Consider the following 19,856-nt stretch of genomic DNA (forward strand, 5'->3'; position numbering starts at 1 on the left):
AAAATGATGTATCGGTTAGTTTATTTTTCGTCCGGACCTTTACGGATGGCTTTTACCATAATACCGATTTCGGCAATAAGCAGCACGGTAAACATGATAAGGAAAATGAAGAAAGTGGTTTGCACGGAGCCTGTTTCCAGTTTTGACACCGCCGCATTGACGGGCAGCAAATCCTGAATCGTCCAAGGCTGACGTCCCATCTCGGCCACAATCCATCCTGCCTGGCTGGCAATGTAAGCCAATGGAATGCTCCACAAGGAAATCCAGTGCAGCCAGTTGAGTTCTGCCAGCCGCTTTTTCCATACGAGGAATAAAATAACCAAGAAGAACAGTATGAAATACATACCTAACCCTACCATCACGCGGAAAGACCAGAAAAGCAGACCTACATGAGGTACAAGGTCTTCTTTGTTCTGAATGTATCCGTAGCCGAAATAAGGCATGTATTCTTTCAAGGCACTGCGTGCAATCTGCATGGAAGCCTCATCGCCTTCTTCTTTTGCCCGACGGAAATCGGCCAGTGCGGTAATAGCTTTCTTACCATTCACCATCTTTTCATCTGCCGAAAGAGCCGTTGAACCATCAGGTAATGTATAGCCTCCTTCCAGCAGGTTGTTGATACCCGGCACATATCCTGCCGTGCTATGCGTAGCAAGGAAAGAAAGCATTTCGGGTATCTTGATGGAACCTACCACCGTCAGAGATTCATGCGTGCCTCCTTCATAAAGCGCTTCCATGGCGGCCAATTTCATAGGTTGTACCTGAGCCACCTGATATGCGGACTTATCGCCTGTACCGGCTGTTACCAGGGCAGCAAACAATCCGACTGCCGCTGCCACCTTCATGCTGGCAAGTGCAAATTCTTTTTCGCGTTTACGAATCAGGTACCAGGCACTGACTCCGATGACGAAAGCGGCTCCGAGCATCCAGCTACTTAATACGGTATGGAAAAATTTCACCACTGCCACTGGCGAGAAGGCCACTGCCATGAAATCAACCATTTCATTTCGCATGGTTTCCGGATTAAATTCCATTCCTACCGGATACTGCATCCAGGAATTAGCCACCAGAATCCACCAGGCCGAAATAGTGGCTCCTAAACCAGTAAGCCAGGTAGAAGCCAGATGAAAACCTTTACTCACCTTGTGCCATCCAAAAAACATGACAGCCACAAAAGTAGCTTCCATGAAGAAGGCTAAAATACCTTCTATGGCCAGTGGAGCACCGAATATGTCACCTACAAACCAGGAATAGTTACTCCAGTTCGTACCAAACTGAAACTCCAGAATCAAACCGGTTGCCACTCCAATGGCAAAGTTTATTCCAAACAGTTTCATCCAAAACTTTGCCGTACGCTTCCAGAATTCATTTCCTGTACGTACATACAATGTCTCCATTGTAGCCATAATCACAGCCAGCCCTAAAGTCAGCGGCACAAACAGCCAATGGTAAATGGCGGTCAAGGCAAATTGTGCCCTCGACCAGTCAATCATTGAAGTGTCGATTGTTTCAAGCATAAGAAATTACTTTATCAGTTACTAATATAAATAAGGTATAGTTATTCTGCCATCCGGTTTGTCAGCTCCAGGCCCACATAGTCCTGCTTCTCGGTTTCCGTCTTTCCTTTCAGGAAGGAAGGGAAGAAAAACAGTTTCAGCACAAAAAACATGACAAAAAGCTTTATCAGGATAATCGCCCAAAGGACACGTCCCCAAGTCATCTCCCGAAAACCATCACGATAAAAATAAAAAACACGAATGAGATTCTTTTTAATCATAGTCTATTTTTATAATGATTACAAAGTAAATACTTTATCGGGAAAAAACAAGGGTTTATCGAGATATTCTGTGGGTAAATCTATCTATTTTGCCTCTTTTTTTATTATGAAATACATTTGCAATGTAAAAATTAAACGAAATATGAAAAAAAGAGAACTCATTTTCTTCGCCGCGCTCGCGACTTTCTTGTCGGCAAATGCACAGGAAAAACAAATCTGGTCGCTTGAAGATTGCATAAACTATGCGCTGGAGAAAAATATCCAGTTACAGCAGAACAAGATTTCCTTACAGGAAAGCGAAGTGGATGTAAAGACAGCAAAGGCTGCACTCTTTCCAAGCCTCTCATTCAACACCGGACACAACATTGTGAATCGTCCTTATCAGGAAAACAGCGCCACAGTCAGTGGTACTGAAATCATCAGCAGTAACAATAAAACTACCTATAACGGCAGCTACAGTTTATCTGCACAATGGACATTATGGAACGGCGGACAGCGCCTGAACAACATCAAACAGCAAAAGAAGAATCAGGAAATAGCGGAACTGACCGTAGCCGAAACGGAAAATACGCTCAAGGAAGAGATTACCAAACTTTTCCTGCAGATTCTGTATGCAGATGAATCAGTAAACATTAATAAGGGTACGCTGGAAGTAAGTAAAGCTACCTATGAACGCGCTAAAGAACTTTTTAATCAGGGTAGTATTTCGAAAGCAGATTTGGCCCAACTGGAAGCACAGGTCGGTAATGACCAATACCAGCTGGTAACCTCCGAAAGCTCACTGAGAAACTATAAACTTCAACTGAAGCAAATGCTGGAACTGGACGGAAACATGGAAATGGAGCTGGAACTTCCGGTACTTGACGATGAAAAAGTGATGCAGCTGCTCCCCAATCAAGACGAGGTTTACCAAACGGCACTGACCAACCGTCCGGAAATACAAAGCAGCAAGCTGAGTATTGACAATTCCAAGTTGGCTATTTCTGCTGCTAAAAGCGGTTACTATCCAAGTATCAGTCTGTCGGCGTCTACTTCCAGTACAACCAATAATGCAAGTCAGAACAACTGGGCACAACAGATGAAATACGGATGGAACAACATCATCGGCCTTACAGTGAGTGTACCTATCTTTAATAACCGACAGACTAAAAGTGCAGTAGAAAAAGCTCAGTTCCAATACAACTCTTCGCTGCTGAACTTGCAGGACAAGCAAAAAGGGCTTTACACCGAGATTGAAACGCTCTGGCTGGATGCACTATGCAGCAGCCGAAGTGAAACTGAAAAGCAGTCAGACCAGTTTTGATATGGTCAGTGAACAGTTCAGACTGGGCATGAAAAATACGGTTGAACTGCTGACCGAGAAAAATAACCTGCTCAGTGCACAGCAGCAACGGGTTCAGGCTAAGTATATGGCTATTTTGAATCGTACATTACTCGATTTTTATGCAGAAAAAGACATTGAATTATAATCACCAAACAATATGAACAAGAAAAAAATAATTTTGACAGCCGGTGTCGTACTCGTGCTGGCTGTAGCAGGATTCTGGATTTTCGGAAAGAAGAATGCACAGGGCAAGGTAGACTTCGTGACTGAAAAAGTTACACGAGGAAATATCAGCTATTCCATTACAGCTACAGGAACCATTGAACCGGTCACTGAGGTAGAGGTCGGTACACAGGTTTCAGGTATCATTGACAAAATATATATTGACTATAACTCTGTAGTAAAGCAGGGTGAAGTGATAGCCGAAATGGATAAAGTAACGCTGCTCAGCGATTTACAATCAGCGCAAGCTACATACAACGGCGCCAAGGCCGAATACGACTACCAGCAGAAACTATACACGAGAAACAAAGCACTACACGAGAAACAGCTGATCAGTGAAACAGACTACGAACAAAGCGTGTACGATTATGAACGTGCTAAAAGTACATACGAACAGACGCAAGCAGCCTTAGCCAAAGCGGAACGGAATCTTTCATACGCCACTATCACTTCTCCGATTAATGGTATTGTAACGAGCAAGGATGTGGAAGAAGGACAGACCGTAGCTTCCGGTTTTGAGACTCCGACACTGTTCACCATTGCTGCCGACTTAACAAAAATGCAGGTAGTAACCGATGTGGATGAAGCCGACATTGCCGGAGTAAAAGACAGTGCCCGAGTTACCTTTACCGTAGATGCATATCCTGACGACGTGTTCGAAGGAAAGGTATATCAGATTCGTCTGGGTAGTGTAAACAGCAGCAGTTCAAGCAGTACCAGTACAAGCAGCGAAACAGTTGTCACTTACGAAGTGGTAATTACTGCCGACAACCCGGATTTGAAACTGAAACCCCGACTGACGGCCAACGTGACCATTTACACCGATACCCGTGACAACGTGATAACGGTACCCAACAAGGCATTGCGTTTTACACCGGAAAAACAATTGGTGGGTAACAAGATTATTACAGACTGCGAAGGTGCACACAAGGTATGGACTATGGACGCCAACGGATTCACGGCACATCCTGTAAAAATCGGTCTGAGCGACGGAAGTCATACTGAAATTCTGGAAGGACTGAGCGAAGGCACTCCTATCGTAACAGAAACCGTACTGAAAGGCTTCGAAAACAATACTGATGAAATGGCTGGCGGCGAAAGAAGCCCGTTCATGCCAGGCCCTCCGGGAGGTGACAAGAAAAAACAGAAATAAGGAGATACTCTTATGAAAAAGACTGTCATAGAATTGCAAAATATCAAACGGAATTTCCAGGTGGGAGACGAAACGGTCCATGCCTTGCGCGGAGTTTCATTCAGCATACAGGAAGGAGAATTCGTCACCATTATGGGAACATCCGGTTCAGGAAAATCTACTTTGCTGAACACCTTGGGATGTCTGGATACGCCCACCAGCGGAGAGTATCTGCTCGACGGAGTATCCGTACGCACCATGAGCAAGCCACAAAGGGCAGTACTGCGTAACCGGAAAATCGGATTTGTATTCCAGAACTACAACCTGCTGCCGAAAACTACAGCCGTAGAAAATGTGGAACTTCCTCTGATGTACAACAGCTCAGTCAGTGCAGCCGAGCGTCGTCGGCGTGCCATTGAGGCCTTAACAGCTGTAGGACTGGCTGACCGCTTGGAACATAAATCCAACCAGATGTCAGGAGGACAGATGCAGCGTGTGGCCATCGCCCGCGCACTGGTCAACAATCCGGCGGTAATTCTGGCAGACGAAGCTACCGGTAATCTGGATACACGTACCTCATTTGAAATTCTGGTTCTTTTCCAGAAACTGCATCAGGAAGGACGTACCATCATCTTCGTGACACACAATCCGGAACTGTCACAATACAGCAGCCGGAATATCCGCCTGCGTGACGGACATGTCATTGAAGACGTGACCAACCCTCATATTCTGTCAGCTGCAGAAGCATTAGCTGCCCTGCCGAAAAACGACGACGATTGACGTGACTAATTAAGAAATGACTTATGAACGGAACAAACCTTTTTAAAATAGCTTTCAGAGCTTTGGCCAATAACAAGCTCCGTGCATTCCTGACCATGTTGGGAATCATCATCGGTGTGGCCTCTGTCATTGCCATGCTGGCCATCGGACAAGGCTCTAAACGAAGCATCCAGAAACAGATTTCTGAAATGGGCTCCAACATGATTATGATTCATCCGGGAGCTGAAATGAGAGGTGGAGTCCGGCAGGACCCTTCGAGCATGCAGACACTGAAACTGGAAAATTATGAAACACTGCGCGACGAGTGCATGTACTTGTCGGCCATCAGTCCGAATGTATCTGCCTCCGGACAGTTGATTTCGGGCTCCAACAACTACCCTTCTTCTGTCAGCGGGGTCAGCATTGGCTACCTGACAATTCGCCAGCTTACCGTAGAACAAGGTGAAATGTTCTCAGAAGAGGATATACGTACGGCTGCCAAAGTCTGTGTCATTGGTAAAACAATTGTAGACAACCTGTTCCCCGACGGTCAGGACCCGATTGGAAAGATTATCCGCTGCAACCAGGTACCTTTGCGGGTAGTAGGCGTGCTGAAGTCCAAAGGATACAACTCTATGGGTATGGACCAGGACGATGTGGTATTGTCTCCTTACACCACCGTAATGAAACGTTTGCTGGCACAAACTTACCTGAGTGGCATTTTTGCCTCAGCCTTGACGGAAGACATGACGGAAGAAGCTGTAGATGAAATTACGAACATCTTACGACGTGAACACAAACTGAAAGAAGCAGACGATGATGATTTCACCATACGCACACAACAGGAACTTAGTTCCATGCTGAATACCACAACCGACTTGATGACTACCCTGCTGGCGTGCATTGCCGGAATTTCACTGGTAGTGGGTGGTATTGGTATCATGAACATCATGTATGTAAGTGTGACGGAACGTACACGTGAAATCGGACTTCGTATGTCTGTGGGTGCAAGAGGAATCGATATTCTGTCACAATTCCTGATAGAATCTATCCTGATCAGCATCACCGGAGGTCTGATTGGAGTAATCTCGGGTTGCGGTGCCAGCTTCATCATCAAGAGTGTGGCTCACTGGCCTGTCTTTATCCAGCCCTGGAACGTATTGCTCTCATTTGCCGTCTGTACATTTACAGGCGTATTCTTCGGCTGGTATCCGGCTAAAAAAGCGGCCGACCTTGACCCGATTGAAGCATTACGCTATGAATAAATAACGGAACTACTTTGTTCTTCATAACTTTGGTTTCCTGTCCGGCTGCCATTCAGCAGTGAATGTTTCCCCAACATAAACCGCTTGAGGTAGCCGGACTTTTATTAAAAAAATCGTATCTTTGTCTTAAATCAATTCCACATGGTTCATATAACTCACAACAAACACCGCTTACTTGAATTGACAATCCACATTATATGCTGGGGATTGTTTTTCGGATTTCCACTGTTCTTCACTCAAGATGACAGCGGCAGTATCGACTGGAGAGAGTTTATCAACCATTCTGGTGTATCTCTTTCTTTCTTTATCATCTTTTATATCAACTACCTGTTATTGATTCCAAAAATTCTTTTTAAAGAACATACCGGACAGTATATCTTACTAAATATTCTTCTCATCTTCGTTGTGTCCATCGGACTGCGTTACTGGCACAACATCATTGCCTTTCCTCCCCCGGCTCCACGACGCCCTCATTTACCTCCCCAATACATATTTTATATAAGGGATATCACGAGCATGATTTTCACTGTAGGATTAAGTGTAGCCATCCGCATGAGCCTGCGCTGGAGTGCCACAGAACTGGAACGCCGTGAAGCAGTCAAAAGCCGGACTGAAGCAGAACTGAAGAACCTGCGAAACCAGCTGAATCCGCACTTCCTGCTCAACACGCTGAATAATATTTATGCTCTGACGGCTTTTGACACCGAAAAGGCACAACAGGCCATTCAAGAACTGAGCAAACTACTGCGTTACGTTTTATATGACAATCAGGAAACATTTGTTCCACTGACCAAAGAAGTAGAGTTTATCCGAAACTACATTGAACTCATGCGAATACGGGTGTCGTCCGCTGTCAAAATCAATACAAACTTTCAGATTCGACCAGACAGTCAAAGTCCGGTAGCTCCGCTGTTATTCATTTCGCTCATTGAAAATGCCTTCAAACATGGAATTTCTCCTACCGAACCCAGCTTTATAGACATTTCGCTGACGGAAAAGGAAGATGAAATCCATTGTGTGATACGCAACAGCAATTATCCCAAAAATTCAACGGACAAAAGTGGATCAGGCATCGGACTGGAACAGGTACGAAAAAGACTAGAACTATTGTATGCCGGACATTATGAATGGCATCAGCAAATAAGTCCGGATCAAAAAGAATACAGTTCCATACTGACTATAAAAATTCCTGACACCAATAAAAAGATACTGCCATGATTATAAAATGTGCGATTATAGATGATGAACCTCTGGCACTCGGCCTGCTGGAAAGTTACGTAAAGAAAACACCATCGCTCGAATTGTGCGGTGCATATTCCAGTGCCATTCAGGCAATGGAATTATTGACAGACCATCCGGTAGACCTTATTTTTCTGGATATCCAGATGCCGGAACTGAACGGATTGGAGTTTTCCAAAATCGTTCCTGGAAGTACACGTATCATCTTTACAACTGCTTTCGGGCAATATGCATTGGATGGCTACAAGGTAAATGCCCTTGACTACTTACTCAAACCTATCAGCTATACAGATTTTATGACTGCTGTCAACAAAGCTGTTCAGTGGTTTGAACTCCGGCAGAAAGCAGAAACATCATCTGGTGAAATCCAGTCTTCCGAGGATTTGAAGTACATCTATGTAAAAAGCGATTATAAGCTGATTCAAATCGAGTTGGATAAAATTCTCTACATTGAAGGACTGAAGGATTATATCAAAATACATCTGGAAGATAATCCACGCCCCATTCTCTCACTGGTCAGCATGAAAATGATGGAGGACAAACTGCCAGCCAATCGGTTTATCCGAATTCATCGCTCTTTTATCGTGCAAAAACAAAAAATAAAAATTATAGAAAAAGGGAGAATTGTTTTCGGAAAAGACTACATTCCAATATCAGACAGCTACAAACAGGAGCTCCAAAATTATGTTAATAAACATACTGTTTGAGTTTTTGTTGCATTTTCAACCTTTTTTTTTGAAACAATCGTTTTTTTTTACGGTTTTTCTTTGGATACAATCAATCTAAACCCTATATTTGTGTCGTACATAATAAAGACGGAAGTTGTGAAACTTCCTTTAGAATAGTTTAGTTAAGTCTAGTTTAGTTTTTGTGTTGTGATACTCCTGCTGAAAGTGTTCAGCGGGAGTATCTTTTTTATACAAAATCGAAACGGAGGAAAATATATTTATTAACAAATTCCGAGCAGAATGATGTTAAAAAACAACAAGAAAAAAGGCTGAAATACGATTACAAATTGCACAAAAATTCCTCAAGGAATATCTATCAATTTATGAGTCTGCAAACTTAGACGCCATTGAGGATGCGACTTAATATATTCTACAACCTCTGCCGTATTGCGGCAAGAGCAAGGCTGCAAAAAATAAAATGAGGCTTTTAATTCAAGATAAGGAGATACATCTTGACCAAGAAAAACTACTTTTACCTCATCTATACGATTGACACGTAACGGTGCACCTAATTTGGGAGAACAGGTAACCCAATCTATCGATTCAGGAAGCACACATGTGCCATTCGTTTCAATACAAATGAATTTTCCAGCTTTATGCAATGCAGCAATTAAATCCTCATCTACCCAAAGTCCAGGCTCACCTCCTGTCAAAATCACCGTCTTGCAGGGATATTGACAGACTTTCTCCACTATCTCCTCATCCGACATCATGACTCCTTCCTCATGACGCGTGTCACAAAACTCACATTTTAAATTACATCCCGAAAAACGGACAAAGACAGCAGGTGTACCCACATGAAAGCCTTCCCCCTGAAGGCTATAGAATATCTCGTTAATCTTTTTCATAAATCACCCGATTACCTTCAGACTCACACACTTCCACCTTCACACAATGGGGTACTCGCTCACAAATCCAACGGGCAATATTTTCGGCTGTTGGATTACAAGGAAGCACATCATTCAGGTTCTTATGGTCAAGCTGTCCCTTTACAACTTCTTTTATATGCGTAAAATCTACCACCATACCATCTTCATTTAATTGCTCAGCCTGACAATATACGGTGATAATCCAATTGTGACCATGCAGGTTTTCACACTTACTTTCATAAGAAAGTTTCAGATTATGTGAAGCCGAAATTTCCATACGTTTAATGACTGTATACATAACATTTTGATTTTTAAATATTTAAAAAACTCTGCATTTAATGTCACCTCAATGCTACGACAAAGGTAAAAAGAATTATCAGATAGAAAAAATCCATGTACAAAGATTTGACTGCCACGAAATCTCACAAATTTTAATAAAATCCACAACAAATATTTTTGATTTTCCAACCAATACAGTATATTTGTATACACATTTTTGATATACGAATGACGGAAGAGGACAAAAAACTGTTACATACTTTCGAAGGCAAACTCAGACAATTGCTGTTTCTTTATGAAGAGTTGAAAAAAGAAAACCTCTCATTAAGAAATGAAATTGACAGAAAAAATGCAGAAATAGCCCAATTGGAATGTAATAATAAAGAATTGGAAGCCAAGTATATCAACTTGAAAAACGCCCGCATACTCAGTATCAACGACAATGACCTCCGCGATACGAAACAAAGACTGGCGAAACTTGTGCGTGAAGTCGATAAATGCATCGCTTTGCTGAATGAATAACAATGCGGTAAAGTATATACTTTTATGGACGAAAAAAAGAGATTTAATCTACTAATTGACAACGAACGGTATCCTGTGTCCATACTCCCTGCGGAAGAGGAAGGTTATCGGGAAGCTGCCAAACAGATTAACTATAAACTGAATAAATATCGCAGTGCTTTTCCTGAATTCAACAGTATACAACACTGGAAGATGGTAGCACTTGATTTGGCGTATGAAAATATATCCATGAAAGGAAGAAATGACACCCGACCTTATATGGAAAAACTTAAAGAACTGGAAGAGGATATTGAAAGATGTATCCGACCTGACCGGGGCGAAGGTTTATAGAAAGATATTATAACAGGAAATTCACGCATAAGCTTTATTCGAAGGGATTTTCCCAACGGATAAGTTTATGCGTTTTTTATTTATATACTTAAATTAATTATAATGTTGACGACAGTAATACTAACAATTGTGGCCTTCCTGGTGGGAGGGGCATTGTCGTATGGATTCTTTAAGTACGGCTTAAAGACAAAATATGACACAATTATCAAAGAAGCAGAAACTGAAGCTGAAGTAATCAAGAAAAACAAGCTTCTGGAAGTAAAGGAAAAATTCTTGAATAAAAAAGCGGATTTGGAAAAGGAGGTTGCCCAGCGTAATCAGAAAATCCAGCAAGCTGAGAATAAGTTAAAGCAACGCGAAATGGTGCTCAACCAGAAGAACGAAGAGCTTCAGCGTAAACGCAATGAAACAGAAGCTATCAAAGAAAATCTGGACGCTCAGCTGGTAATCATTGAAAAGAAGAAAGAGGAATTAGATAATCTTCAGGCACAGGAAAGAGAGAAACTGGAAACAATCTCAGGCTTGTCGGCTGAAGAAGCGAAAGAACGCTTGGTAGAATCGCTGAAAGAAGAAGCGAAGACACAGGCGCAGTCTTACATCAATGACATCATGGACGATGCCAAGCTTACTGCAAACCGTGAAGCGAAACGTATCGTAATTCAGTCTATTCAGAGAGTGGCTACTGAAACTGCCATTGAAAACTCTGTCACTGTATTCCACATTGAATCGGATGAGATCAAAGGACGCATCATCGGACGTGAAGGACGTAATATCCGTGCACTGGAAGCCGCTACAGGTGTAGAAATTGTGGTGGATGACACACCGGAAGCAATCGTACTTTCAGCCTTTGACCCGGTACGCCGTGAAATTGCACGTCTGGCCTTGCACCAGTTGGTAACTGACGGACGTATTCACCCGGCACGTATCGAGGAAGTGGTAGCAAAAGTACGCAAGCAAGTGGAAGACGAAATCATTGAAACAGGTAAACGTACTACAATCGACTTAGGTATCCATGGACTGCATCCTGAACTGATTCGTATCATCGGTAAGATGAAATACCGTTCTTCATACGGACAGAATCTTTTGCAGCATGCACGTGAAACAGCCAACTTGTGTGCAGTAATGGCTTCGGAATTAGGTTTGAACCCGAAAAAAGCAAAACGTGCCGGACTGCTGCATGATATTGGTAAGGTGCCCGATGAAGAACCGGAATTGCCGCACGCACTGTTGGGTATGAAATTGGCTGAAAAGTACAAAGAAAAAGCAGATATCTGCAATGCCATTGGTGCACACCACGACGAAGTGGAAATGACCAGCCTTTTGGCTCCTATCGTACAAGTATGTGACGCTATCTCTGGTGCACGTCCGGGAGCACGCCGGGAAATTGTAGAGGCTTACATCAAACGTCTGAATGATCTCGAACAATTGGCCATGTCTTATCCGGGTGTAACCAAGACTTATGCTATTCAGGCAGGTCGTGAGTTGCGTGTCATTGTAGGTGCCGACAAGATTGACGACAAACAGACAGAAAGCTTGTCAACTGAAATCGCCAAGAAGATTCAGGACGAAATGACTTATCCGGGACAAGTTAAAATTACGGTTATCCGTGAAACCCGTGCAGTCAGCTTCGCAAAATAAACAATAAAAAAATCCGGAAGTTCATTCCGGATTTTTTTATGTTCTATACTTTCAAATAAGGTGCCAACACTTTCTCCGCACAAGCATACCCTTCTTCATATAATTCAGTCAGCTTCTTGATATCCTTCTCGATACGATTCACCACCACTTTCTTTTCCGGCCGAATCGCGATGATACGTCCTTCATCCTCTAACTTTTCGACCATCTCCAACTGCTCATTGTATACCGCACAGCGTCGGCTAAGCACTAACCTCAACCGTGGATAACGGCGATAAATGAACCGGGGAACCCGAATATCTTTTTCAGTCTTACGATAGCCTCTGTTACGAGTGAGGACTACTACATTCTTTTCATAGCCCTGACTCATGGCCCGCAAGACAGGTATAGAATCGACAATACCTCCATCGAGCATAGGACGCCCGTCCACGTATGTAATCGGACAAACATACGGAAGACTGCTGGAAGCTTTGGCAATATCCACCAGTCTCCAGCCATCCCTGTTTTCTTTCTCTTCCAGATAACAAGCCCTTCCCGTCACGCAATTGGTCGTTACCATCTCAAAACGGGCAGGATTATTAAAATAGGCTTGAAAATCGTAGGGAAGAATCTTGGTGGGAAACAAGTCATAAAGCAAATGCTGATCCAGAATACTATGCTGATACCAGAGGTATTTCAACCCAATATAATGATATTCTGCCAGCATATCAATGTTACTAAACTTTGCCCGCCCCCGCTGATGAGACATATACGACAATCCGTTACAAGCTCCTGCTGACACACCTATCACATAAGGGAACTGCATGTGGTGATCCATCATGAAATCCAAGACTCCACAAGTAAACACCCCTCGCATACCTCCTCCTTCGAGAACCAACCCTGTTTTTTGTAAATCCAGATTCATACGACCTCAGTTTTTAAAGTAATCTTGGCAATTGCAAATATATGTTTTTCCATTACACCGCAGCCATTTTTTCTATTTTATTTACTACATTTGCAACATTATTTTCACAAACATTACATCAAAAAGAAATAACTATGTTTGATTCTCTTACTTATCAAAAACGTCGGAATGCGCTGCGGGAAAAGATGAGCAACGGTATCATTCTTATTTTAGGAAACAATGAAGCACCGGCCAACTACCCCGACAACACATACAAGTTCAGACAAGACAGTTCTTTTGTCTATTTCTTCGGACATTCACACCCGGGTTATGCCGGCATCATCGACATAGACAATGGCAAAGATTATTTCTTTGGAAATGATGTCGACATGGACGACATCATCTGGATGGGCCCGCAACCCAGTGTAAAAGAACTGGCGGCACAGGTGGGAGTTGAGAAAAGCTATCCTTTCGATATGTTGAAAGAAATAGTGGGAAAAGCCATCGCTCAGCGAAGAAAAATCCACTTCCTCCCTCCCTATCGCTACGATAATATGATGCTGCTGGAAGATTTGACAGGTATCCGGGCATCCATGACTAAACAGCACGCTTCTCTTGAACTGATTAAGGCGGTCGTATCACTGCGTTCAGTAAAAGAAGAATGTGAAATCGCAGAAATCGACAAGGCCTGCAACGTAGGATATGAAATGCATACGGCAGCCATGCGTCTGTGCAAACCGGGAGTATCCGAGCAATACATAGCCGGAGTGCTTGACGGTATCGCTTCATCTTACGGACGAATGGTTTCATTTGCCACTATTCTTACGCAAAACGGACAGACCCTGCACAATCACGACCACAGTCACATCTTGCAAGAAGGCAGACTAATGCTGACGGATGCAGGAGCCGAACTGATGAATTATTACTGTTCAGACCATACCCGTACAATCCCTGTAGGAGGAAAATTTACCAGTCGCCAGCGTGACATCTACGGCATCGTACTTGCCTGCCATGACAAGGCACTGGAACTGGCACGACCAGGAGTGACATACAAGTCGGTACACCTGGAAGTATGTAAGGTACTTACAGAAGGGCTGAAAGGACTGGGCTTGATGAAAGGAAATACCGATGAAGCTGTAGCTGCAGGCGCTCATGCCTTATTCCTGCCGCACGGATTGGGACACATGATGGGACTGGACGTACACGATATGGAAGACTTAGGCCAGTGTTACGTAGGCTATGACGAAGAAGTACAACCATCCACTCAGTTCGGACTGGCTTCGCTCCGTATGGGAAGAAAACTCCAGAAGGGTTTTGTCATTACCGATGAACCGGGATGCTACTTTATTCCAGCCCTGATTGATAAATGGAAGGCAGAAAAACTACACACCAATTTCTTGAATTTCGATGAAATCGAAAAATACAAGGACTTCGGAGGTATCCGTCTGGAAGATGATATCCTGATTACCGAAAACGGATCCAGATTCCTGGGCGAAAAACGTATCCCCATCACGTTTGATGAGGTAGAAGCCATCATGAATGAATAATTACGTATTTATTAACCCTATAACCATAAAGATCAAAACAATGAACAAACTAATTTTAGTAGCTGTTGCAGGACTTTGCTTTGGTAACATCTATGCAAAAAATCCGAAGAAAGACAAAGCTGAAGAAGGATTCGTATTTACAACCGTAAAAGAAAACCCTATTACTTCCATAAAGAACCAGAATCGTTCAAGTACATGCTGGTCATTCTCCAGCCTTGGATTTCTGGAATCAGAATTGCTGCGTGAAGGAAAAGGAGAATTTGACCTTTCTGAAATGTTTGTAGTGCACAAAACCATGGAAGACCGTGCGGTAAACTATGTACGCTATCACGGAGATGCTTCGTTCTCACCGGGCGGAAGCTTTGAAGACATCGTTTTCTGCTACAAGAATTACGGTATGGTTCCTCAGGACGTAATGCCGGGTATCGAATACGGTGACTCACTGCCTAACCACAATGAGCTGGATGCGGTAGCTGGAGCATACGTACAAGCTATTGGAAAAGGCAATCAGAGCAAACTGAGTCCGGTATGGAAAAAAGGCGTAACAGCCATTTACGATACTTACCTGGGAGAATGTCCAAAAGAATTTACTTACAAAGGAAAGACTTACACTCCGAGAACATTTGCAGATGAAGTGCTTGGACTGAATATGAACGACTATGTATCACTGACTTCTTACACACATCATCCTTTCTACCAGACCTTCAGCATCGAGGTACAGGACAACTGGCGCAATGCATTGTCTTACAACTTGCCTATCGATGAACTGATGGAAGTGATGGACAATGCCATCAACAACGGATATACTTTCGCATGGGGAGCTGATGTCAGCGAAGAAGGATTTACCCGCGACGGTATTGCCGTATGTCCGAATGCAGAAAAAGGAGCCGAACTGACTGGTTCAGATATGGCACACTGGCTGGGCTTGAGCAAAGCAGACAAGCGCAAGGAACTGACCAGCAAACCGCTTCCTGAAATTGAAGTGACTCAGGAAATGCGTCAGGTAGCATTCGACAACTGGGAAACTACCGATGACCACGGAATGCTTATCTACGGTATCGCTAAAGACCAGAACGGCAAAGAATACTACATGGTGAAAAACTCATGGGGATTAAGCGGCAAGTACAAAGGTATCTGGTATGCATCTAAAGCTTTTGCCAAATACAAAACCATGAACATCCTGGTGAACAAGAAAGCAATCCCTGCACACATCGCAAAAAAATTAGGATTCTAAGGTCCTATTATATAGACTAATTATAAATAAAAAGCGGCTCGTTCCATAAATTTAAGATGGAATGAGCCGCTTTTTTCTTTCTTTTTACTAATTTTACGGATTGAAGTGGATAAGAAGATTTTATCCAATTACAAGTTTTGCCGATTTGGTTACTGCAACAAAGTCGTACAGGCTTACAACCGGCAGACTGGCGAAACCCCACCCGAAAAGAAAAAAAAGAAAAAACATATATAAATGAACTACAAATGGAACTATCAACCTCCAACACTTCAAGAAAGAGAAGCTGCCAGAGCCCTCTCCAGAGAGATTGGCATCAGTCCTATTTTATGTAAGCTACTGCAGGAAAGAGGTATCCATTCTGCCGCAGAGGCCAAACGGTTTTTCCGCCCTCAGCTTAATGACCTCCATGACCCGTTCCTGATGAACGACATGGACGTGGCAGTGGAACGCCTAAACCTGGCCATGGGACGAAAAGAGCGTATCCTGGTGTATGGAGATTATGACGTGGACGGCACTACGGCTGTCGCCCTTGTTTTCAAATTTCTTCAACAGTTCTACTCGAACATCGATTATTATATCCCCGACAGATATAATGAAGGGTATGGTGTGTCAAAAAAGGGAGTCGACTATGCTTACTCTACCGGAGTAAAACTGGTCATCGTACTGGACTGTGGTATTAAAGCGGTAGAAGAAATCAGTTACGCCAAAGAAAAAGGCATCGATTTCATTATCTGCGACCATCATGTGCCCGATGAGATACTTCCTCCTGCTGCCGCCATTCTGAATGCCAAGCGTCCGGATTCTACGTATCCATACGAACACCTGTCTGGCTGCGGAGTAGGATTCAAGTTTATGCAAGCCTTTGCCCAGAACAACGGCATCGAGTTTCATCAGCTTACCCCCCTGCTCGATTTGGTAGCGGTCAGCATCGCATCCGACATTGTACCTATTATGGGTGAAAACCGTATTTTGGCCTATCACGGACTGCGTCAGCTCAATGCCAACCCCAGCATCGGACTGAAAGCCATTATTGATGTATGCGGACTGGCTGAAAAAGAAATTACGATGAGCGACATCGTATTCAAGATAGGTCCCCGCATCAATGCTTCGGGAAGAATACAAAACGGAAAGGAAGCGGTCGACTTGCTGATTGAAAAGGATTTTGCTTCTGCATTGAAAAAGAGCAACCGCATCAACAGCTACAACGAAACGCGTAAGGACCTCGACAAGAACATGACAGAAGAGGCCTATAAAATCGTGGATAACCTGTCCAACTTGTCTGAAAGAAGGTCTATCGTGATTTTCAATGAGGACTGGCACAAGGGAGTCATCGGAATTGTCGCTTCGCGTCTGACGGAAATCTACTACCGTCCTGCCGTGGTCTTGACACGTACCGAGAACCTGGCTACGGGATCAGCACGTTCTGTTTCCGGCTTCGATGTATACAAAGCCATAGAACATTGCCGTGACCTGCTGGAGAATTTTGGCGGACATACCTATGCGGCCGGTTTATCCATGAAGGTGGAAAATGTGCCGGAATTTACCAGACGGTTTGAAGAATACGTGACCAACCACATTCTTCCGGAGCAGACTAACGCTACCATCCAGATTGATGCACAGCTGGACTTCAGAGACATCACTCCGAAGTTTTTCTTCGACCTGAAGAAGTTCAACCCATTTGGTCCGGAGAACCACAAGCCTGTTTTTGCAACCTTGAATGTGTACGATTATGGTACCAGCAAGGTGGTAGGAAGAGATCAGGAACACATCAAACTGGAACTGGTGGACAACAAGTCGAACAACGTCATGAACGGTATCGCTTTCGGACAAAGTTCACAGGTGCGTTACATCAAGACCAAACAGTCGTTCAACATCTGTTATACCATTGAGGAAAATACCCATAAGCGGGGAGAAATCCAACTACAGATAGAAGACATCAAGCCCAGTCGAGGTTAGCGGCTCATGACTGACTACCGAAAAATCCTGAAACAATACTGGGGATATGACAATTTCCGAGGCATACAGGAAGACATTATCCGCAGCATAGGCGAAGGCCGGGACACATTGGGACTCATGCCCACAGGTGGTGGTAAATCCATCACCTTTCAAGTGCCCGCCCTCGCCCAAGAAGGGTTATGCCTGGTCATTACCCCTCTGATTGCCCTGATGAAAGACCAGGTGAGAAACTTGCGCGAACGGGGCATCAAGGCAACCGCCATCTACTCCGGCATGACGCGCGAAGAGATTGTCATCGCATTGGAGAACTGCATCTTCGGCAACTACAAATTCCTTTATGTATCTCCGGAAAGACTGGACACCGAAATCTTTCAAATCAAACTCCGCAGCATGCATGTCAGCCTCATCACCGTAGATGAATCACACTGCATTTCACAATGGGGATACGACTTCCGCCCTGCTTACCTGAAAATAGCGGATATACGTCAGCTGCTCCCGGGTGTTCCCGTCATCGCACTGACGGCCACTGCCACTCCGGAAGTGGTCAGTGATATCCAGCAACGCCTTCAGTTCCGCCAGGAAAATGTGTTCCGCATGAGCTTTGAGCGGAAAAACCTGGCCTATGTAGTACGCCATACAGAAGACAAGGAAAGTGAACTACTCCATATCCTGCAACGCGTCAACGGGTCGGGAATTGTCTATACCCGCAACCGGAAAAAGACGAAAGAGATTTCTCTGTTCCTGAACCGAAACCACATCACAGCCACTTTTTATCATGCCGGACTCAATGATGAGACCAAAGATTCCCGACAAAAAGCTTGGCTGAAAGGAGAATTCCGTGTAATGGTAGCCACCAACGCCTTTGGTATGGGAATCGACAAACCGGACGTGCGCCTGGTTATCCATGCCGATGTGCCCGACTCGCCCGAAGCCTACTTTCAGGAAGCCGGACGAGCAGGAAGAGACGGCATGAAAGCCTATGCCGTACTGCTGTTCTGTGCCCGCGATAAAATCACACTCAAACAGCGGGTTAGCGACACCTTCCCCGAAAAAAGCTACATCCGAAAGATTTACGAAGACATCAACTTCTATTACCAAATGGCCATGGGAGACGGAAGAGGCTGCACCTTCGCGTTCAACATCGATGAGTTCTGCCGTAATTTCAAGCATTTTCCCGTACAGACCGACAGTGCCTTGAAAATCCTGACTCGCGCAGGCTATCTGGAATATACCGATGAGCAGGACAATGCCTCGCGCATCATGTTTACCATCACCAAGGAAGAACTGTACCGCATCCGCGAACAAAGCGAAGACACAGAAAAACTGCTTCGTATCCTCCTGAGAAGCTACACCGGACTTTTCACGGACTATGCTTATATCAGTGAAGACAATCTGTCAACCCGTTCGGGACTGAGCAAACAGCAAATCTATGAAACTCTGCTCTCGCTGAGCCGGCAGCATATTCTGCATTATATTCCCGCAAAAAAGACACCTTACATTATCTATACGCGCGAAAGACAAGAAACGGAACGCGTTTATTTAAGTAAGGAAGTCTATGAAGACAGAAAAGAAAGCTATGTGCAGCGTATCAACGCCATGATAGAATATGCAGAAAGCGAAAACCGCTGCCGAAGCCGAATGCTGTTACGCTATTTCGGCGAAAAGAACGAGCACAATTGCGGGCAGTGTGACATATGCCTGCAACAACATCAGTCCGGCCTAAAGTCGGGAGAATTTGAATCCATCAGTCAGCAATTGCAAGCGTTACTGAAAGAAAATCCGCTTTCGTTGCAAGAGATAAAAGACAAAATGCAAGTGCCTGAAAACCACCTGATTAAAGTGGTATCCTACTTAGTTTCCGAGGAAATCATCCGGCAAGAGAACGGTTACCTGAAATTCTAACACACTCATTATAAACCTATTGTTACTTTTCAGTACTTCTTAGGCAGTACTGAAGTACTTCCCCGAAAGTATTCGAGTACTTCCTTGAAAGTACTGGAGTACTCCTTCGGAAGTACTGAGAATTTCCCCCTCCGCTTTCAAATGAAAGCACAGGTTTCTCCCTACAAAATAGTCAAATATTTTACTACTTCAAAAAAAAGGAGCTATATTTGTAGCCGGATAACTAAAAAATCACCTCATAAAATGAAAGAAG

General features: G+C 43.9%; 17 protein-coding genes and 1 pseudogene. 13 read left to right on the forward strand and 5 right to left on the reverse strand.

Annotated features, from left to right (window positions below):
- Positions 1 to 20: 20 nt before the first annotated feature.
- Together WKT20_RS06455 and WKT20_RS06460 are read right to left on the reverse strand one after the other, a co-directional pair.
- The gene (locus WKT20_RS06455) at positions 21 to 1,517 is read right to left on the reverse strand and encodes a cytochrome ubiquinol oxidase subunit I (RefSeq protein WP_340417051.1); all 1,497 of its coding nucleotides are present in this window, start codon (positions 1,515 to 1,517) and stop codon (positions 21 to 23) included.
- Between the two features lie 41 nt (positions 1,518 to 1,558).
- A complete protein-coding gene (locus WKT20_RS06460; protein ID WP_117702291.1) occupies positions 1,559 to 1,777 on the reverse strand; it encodes a DUF4492 domain-containing protein in 219 nt (72 codons plus the stop codon).
- Between the two features lie 142 nt (positions 1,778 to 1,919).
- Between WKT20_RS06460 and WKT20_RS06465 the strand changes: the two are divergent.
- The 6 genes and pseudogenes from WKT20_RS06465 (at position 1,920) to WKT20_RS06490 (ending at position 8,425) form a co-directional block, all read left to right on the forward strand.
- Positions 1,920 to 3,246 (forward strand): annotated as a pseudogene (locus WKT20_RS06465) (TolC family protein).
- Positions 3,247 to 3,258: 12 nt separating this feature from the next.
- Complete coding sequence (locus WKT20_RS06470; RefSeq protein WP_340417052.1) at positions 3,259 to 4,476, forward strand: efflux RND transporter periplasmic adaptor subunit; 1,218 nt, start codon at positions 3,259 to 3,261, stop codon at positions 4,474 to 4,476.
- Between the two features lie 12 nt (positions 4,477 to 4,488).
- Entirely contained in the window at positions 4,489 to 5,235 is a 747-nt protein-coding gene (locus WKT20_RS06475) for an ABC transporter ATP-binding protein (protein ID WP_007562709.1), read from the forward strand.
- Between the two features lie 23 nt (positions 5,236 to 5,258).
- On the forward strand, positions 5,259 to 6,479 hold the full coding sequence (locus WKT20_RS06480; RefSeq protein ID WP_118165568.1) for an ABC transporter permease: 1,221 nt from the start codon (positions 5,259 to 5,261) through the stop codon (positions 6,477 to 6,479).
- Between the two features lie 141 nt (positions 6,480 to 6,620).
- A complete protein-coding gene (locus WKT20_RS06485; protein ID WP_117702295.1) occupies positions 6,621 to 7,697 on the forward strand; it encodes a sensor histidine kinase in 1,077 nt (358 codons plus the stop codon).
- Complete coding sequence (locus tag WKT20_RS06490) at positions 7,694 to 8,425, forward strand: LytR/AlgR family response regulator transcription factor (protein ID WP_117702296.1); 732 nt, start codon at positions 7,694 to 7,696, stop codon at positions 8,423 to 8,425. The genes WKT20_RS06485 and WKT20_RS06490 overlap by 4 nt, the downstream gene beginning before the upstream one ends.
- A 323-nt stretch (positions 8,426 to 8,748) precedes the next feature.
- Here WKT20_RS06490 and WKT20_RS06495 read toward each other — a convergent pair whose 3' ends face one another.
- Together WKT20_RS06495 and queD are read right to left on the reverse strand one after the other, a co-directional pair.
- Entirely contained in the window at positions 8,749 to 9,294 is a 546-nt protein-coding gene (locus WKT20_RS06495) for a 7-carboxy-7-deazaguanine synthase QueE (RefSeq protein WP_118165566.1), read from the reverse strand.
- Positions 9,281 to 9,613, reverse strand: coding sequence for a 6-carboxytetrahydropterin synthase QueD (queD, locus tag WKT20_RS06500; RefSeq protein WP_117702298.1), 333 nt, complete (start codon positions 9,611 to 9,613; stop codon positions 9,281 to 9,283). The genes WKT20_RS06495 and queD overlap by 14 nt, the downstream gene beginning before the upstream one ends.
- Before the next feature lie 209 nt (positions 9,614 to 9,822).
- Here queD and WKT20_RS06505 point away from each other — a divergent pair, with 209 nt between their 5' ends.
- From WKT20_RS06505 to rny, 3 genes are all read left to right on the forward strand, one after another.
- On the forward strand, positions 9,823 to 10,116 hold the full coding sequence (locus tag WKT20_RS06505; protein WP_117702299.1) for a hypothetical protein: 294 nt from the start codon (positions 9,823 to 9,825) through the stop codon (positions 10,114 to 10,116).
- Positions 10,117 to 10,140: 24 nt separating this feature from the next.
- A complete protein-coding gene (locus tag WKT20_RS06510; protein WP_117702300.1) occupies positions 10,141 to 10,446 on the forward strand; it encodes a cell division protein ZapA in 306 nt (101 codons plus the stop codon).
- A 102-nt stretch (positions 10,447 to 10,548) separates the two neighbouring features.
- Complete coding sequence (gene rny / locus WKT20_RS06515) at positions 10,549 to 12,084, forward strand: ribonuclease Y (RefSeq protein ID WP_007562727.1); 1,536 nt, start codon at positions 10,549 to 10,551, stop codon at positions 12,082 to 12,084.
- Positions 12,085 to 12,127: 43 nt separating this feature from the next.
- Here rny and WKT20_RS06520 read toward each other — a convergent pair whose 3' ends face one another.
- A complete protein-coding gene (locus WKT20_RS06520) occupies positions 12,128 to 12,985 on the reverse strand; it encodes a patatin-like phospholipase family protein (RefSeq protein ID WP_007562728.1) in 858 nt (285 codons plus the stop codon).
- Between the two features lie 134 nt (positions 12,986 to 13,119).
- On the opposite strand from WKT20_RS06520, the gene WKT20_RS06525 reads away from it, so the two are divergent.
- From WKT20_RS06525 to WKT20_RS06540, 4 genes are all read left to right on the forward strand, one after another.
- Positions 13,120 to 14,511, forward strand: coding sequence for an aminopeptidase P family protein (locus tag WKT20_RS06525; protein ID WP_117702301.1), 1,392 nt, complete (start codon positions 13,120 to 13,122; stop codon positions 14,509 to 14,511).
- Positions 14,512 to 14,551: 40 nt separating this feature from the next.
- A complete protein-coding gene (locus tag WKT20_RS06530) occupies positions 14,552 to 15,745 on the forward strand; it encodes a C1 family peptidase (RefSeq protein WP_022053188.1) in 1,194 nt (397 codons plus the stop codon).
- A gap of 234 nt (positions 15,746 to 15,979) precedes the next feature.
- Entirely contained in the window at positions 15,980 to 17,701 is a 1,722-nt protein-coding gene (gene recJ, locus WKT20_RS06535; protein WP_340417053.1) for a single-stranded-DNA-specific exonuclease RecJ, read from the forward strand.
- Between the two features lie 6 nt (positions 17,702 to 17,707).
- Positions 17,708 to 19,603 (forward strand): RecQ family ATP-dependent DNA helicase, encoded by a 1,896-nt coding sequence (locus WKT20_RS06540; protein WP_340417054.1) that lies wholly within the window; start codon positions 17,708 to 17,710, stop codon positions 19,601 to 19,603.
- Positions 19,604 to 19,856: the final 253 nt, after the last annotated feature.

Origin of the sequence: Phocaeicola sp. ICN-14070, assembly GCF_037892625.1 — a bacterium.
GTDB lineage: Bacteria > Bacteroidota > Bacteroidia > Bacteroidales > Bacteroidaceae > Phocaeicola > Phocaeicola plebeius.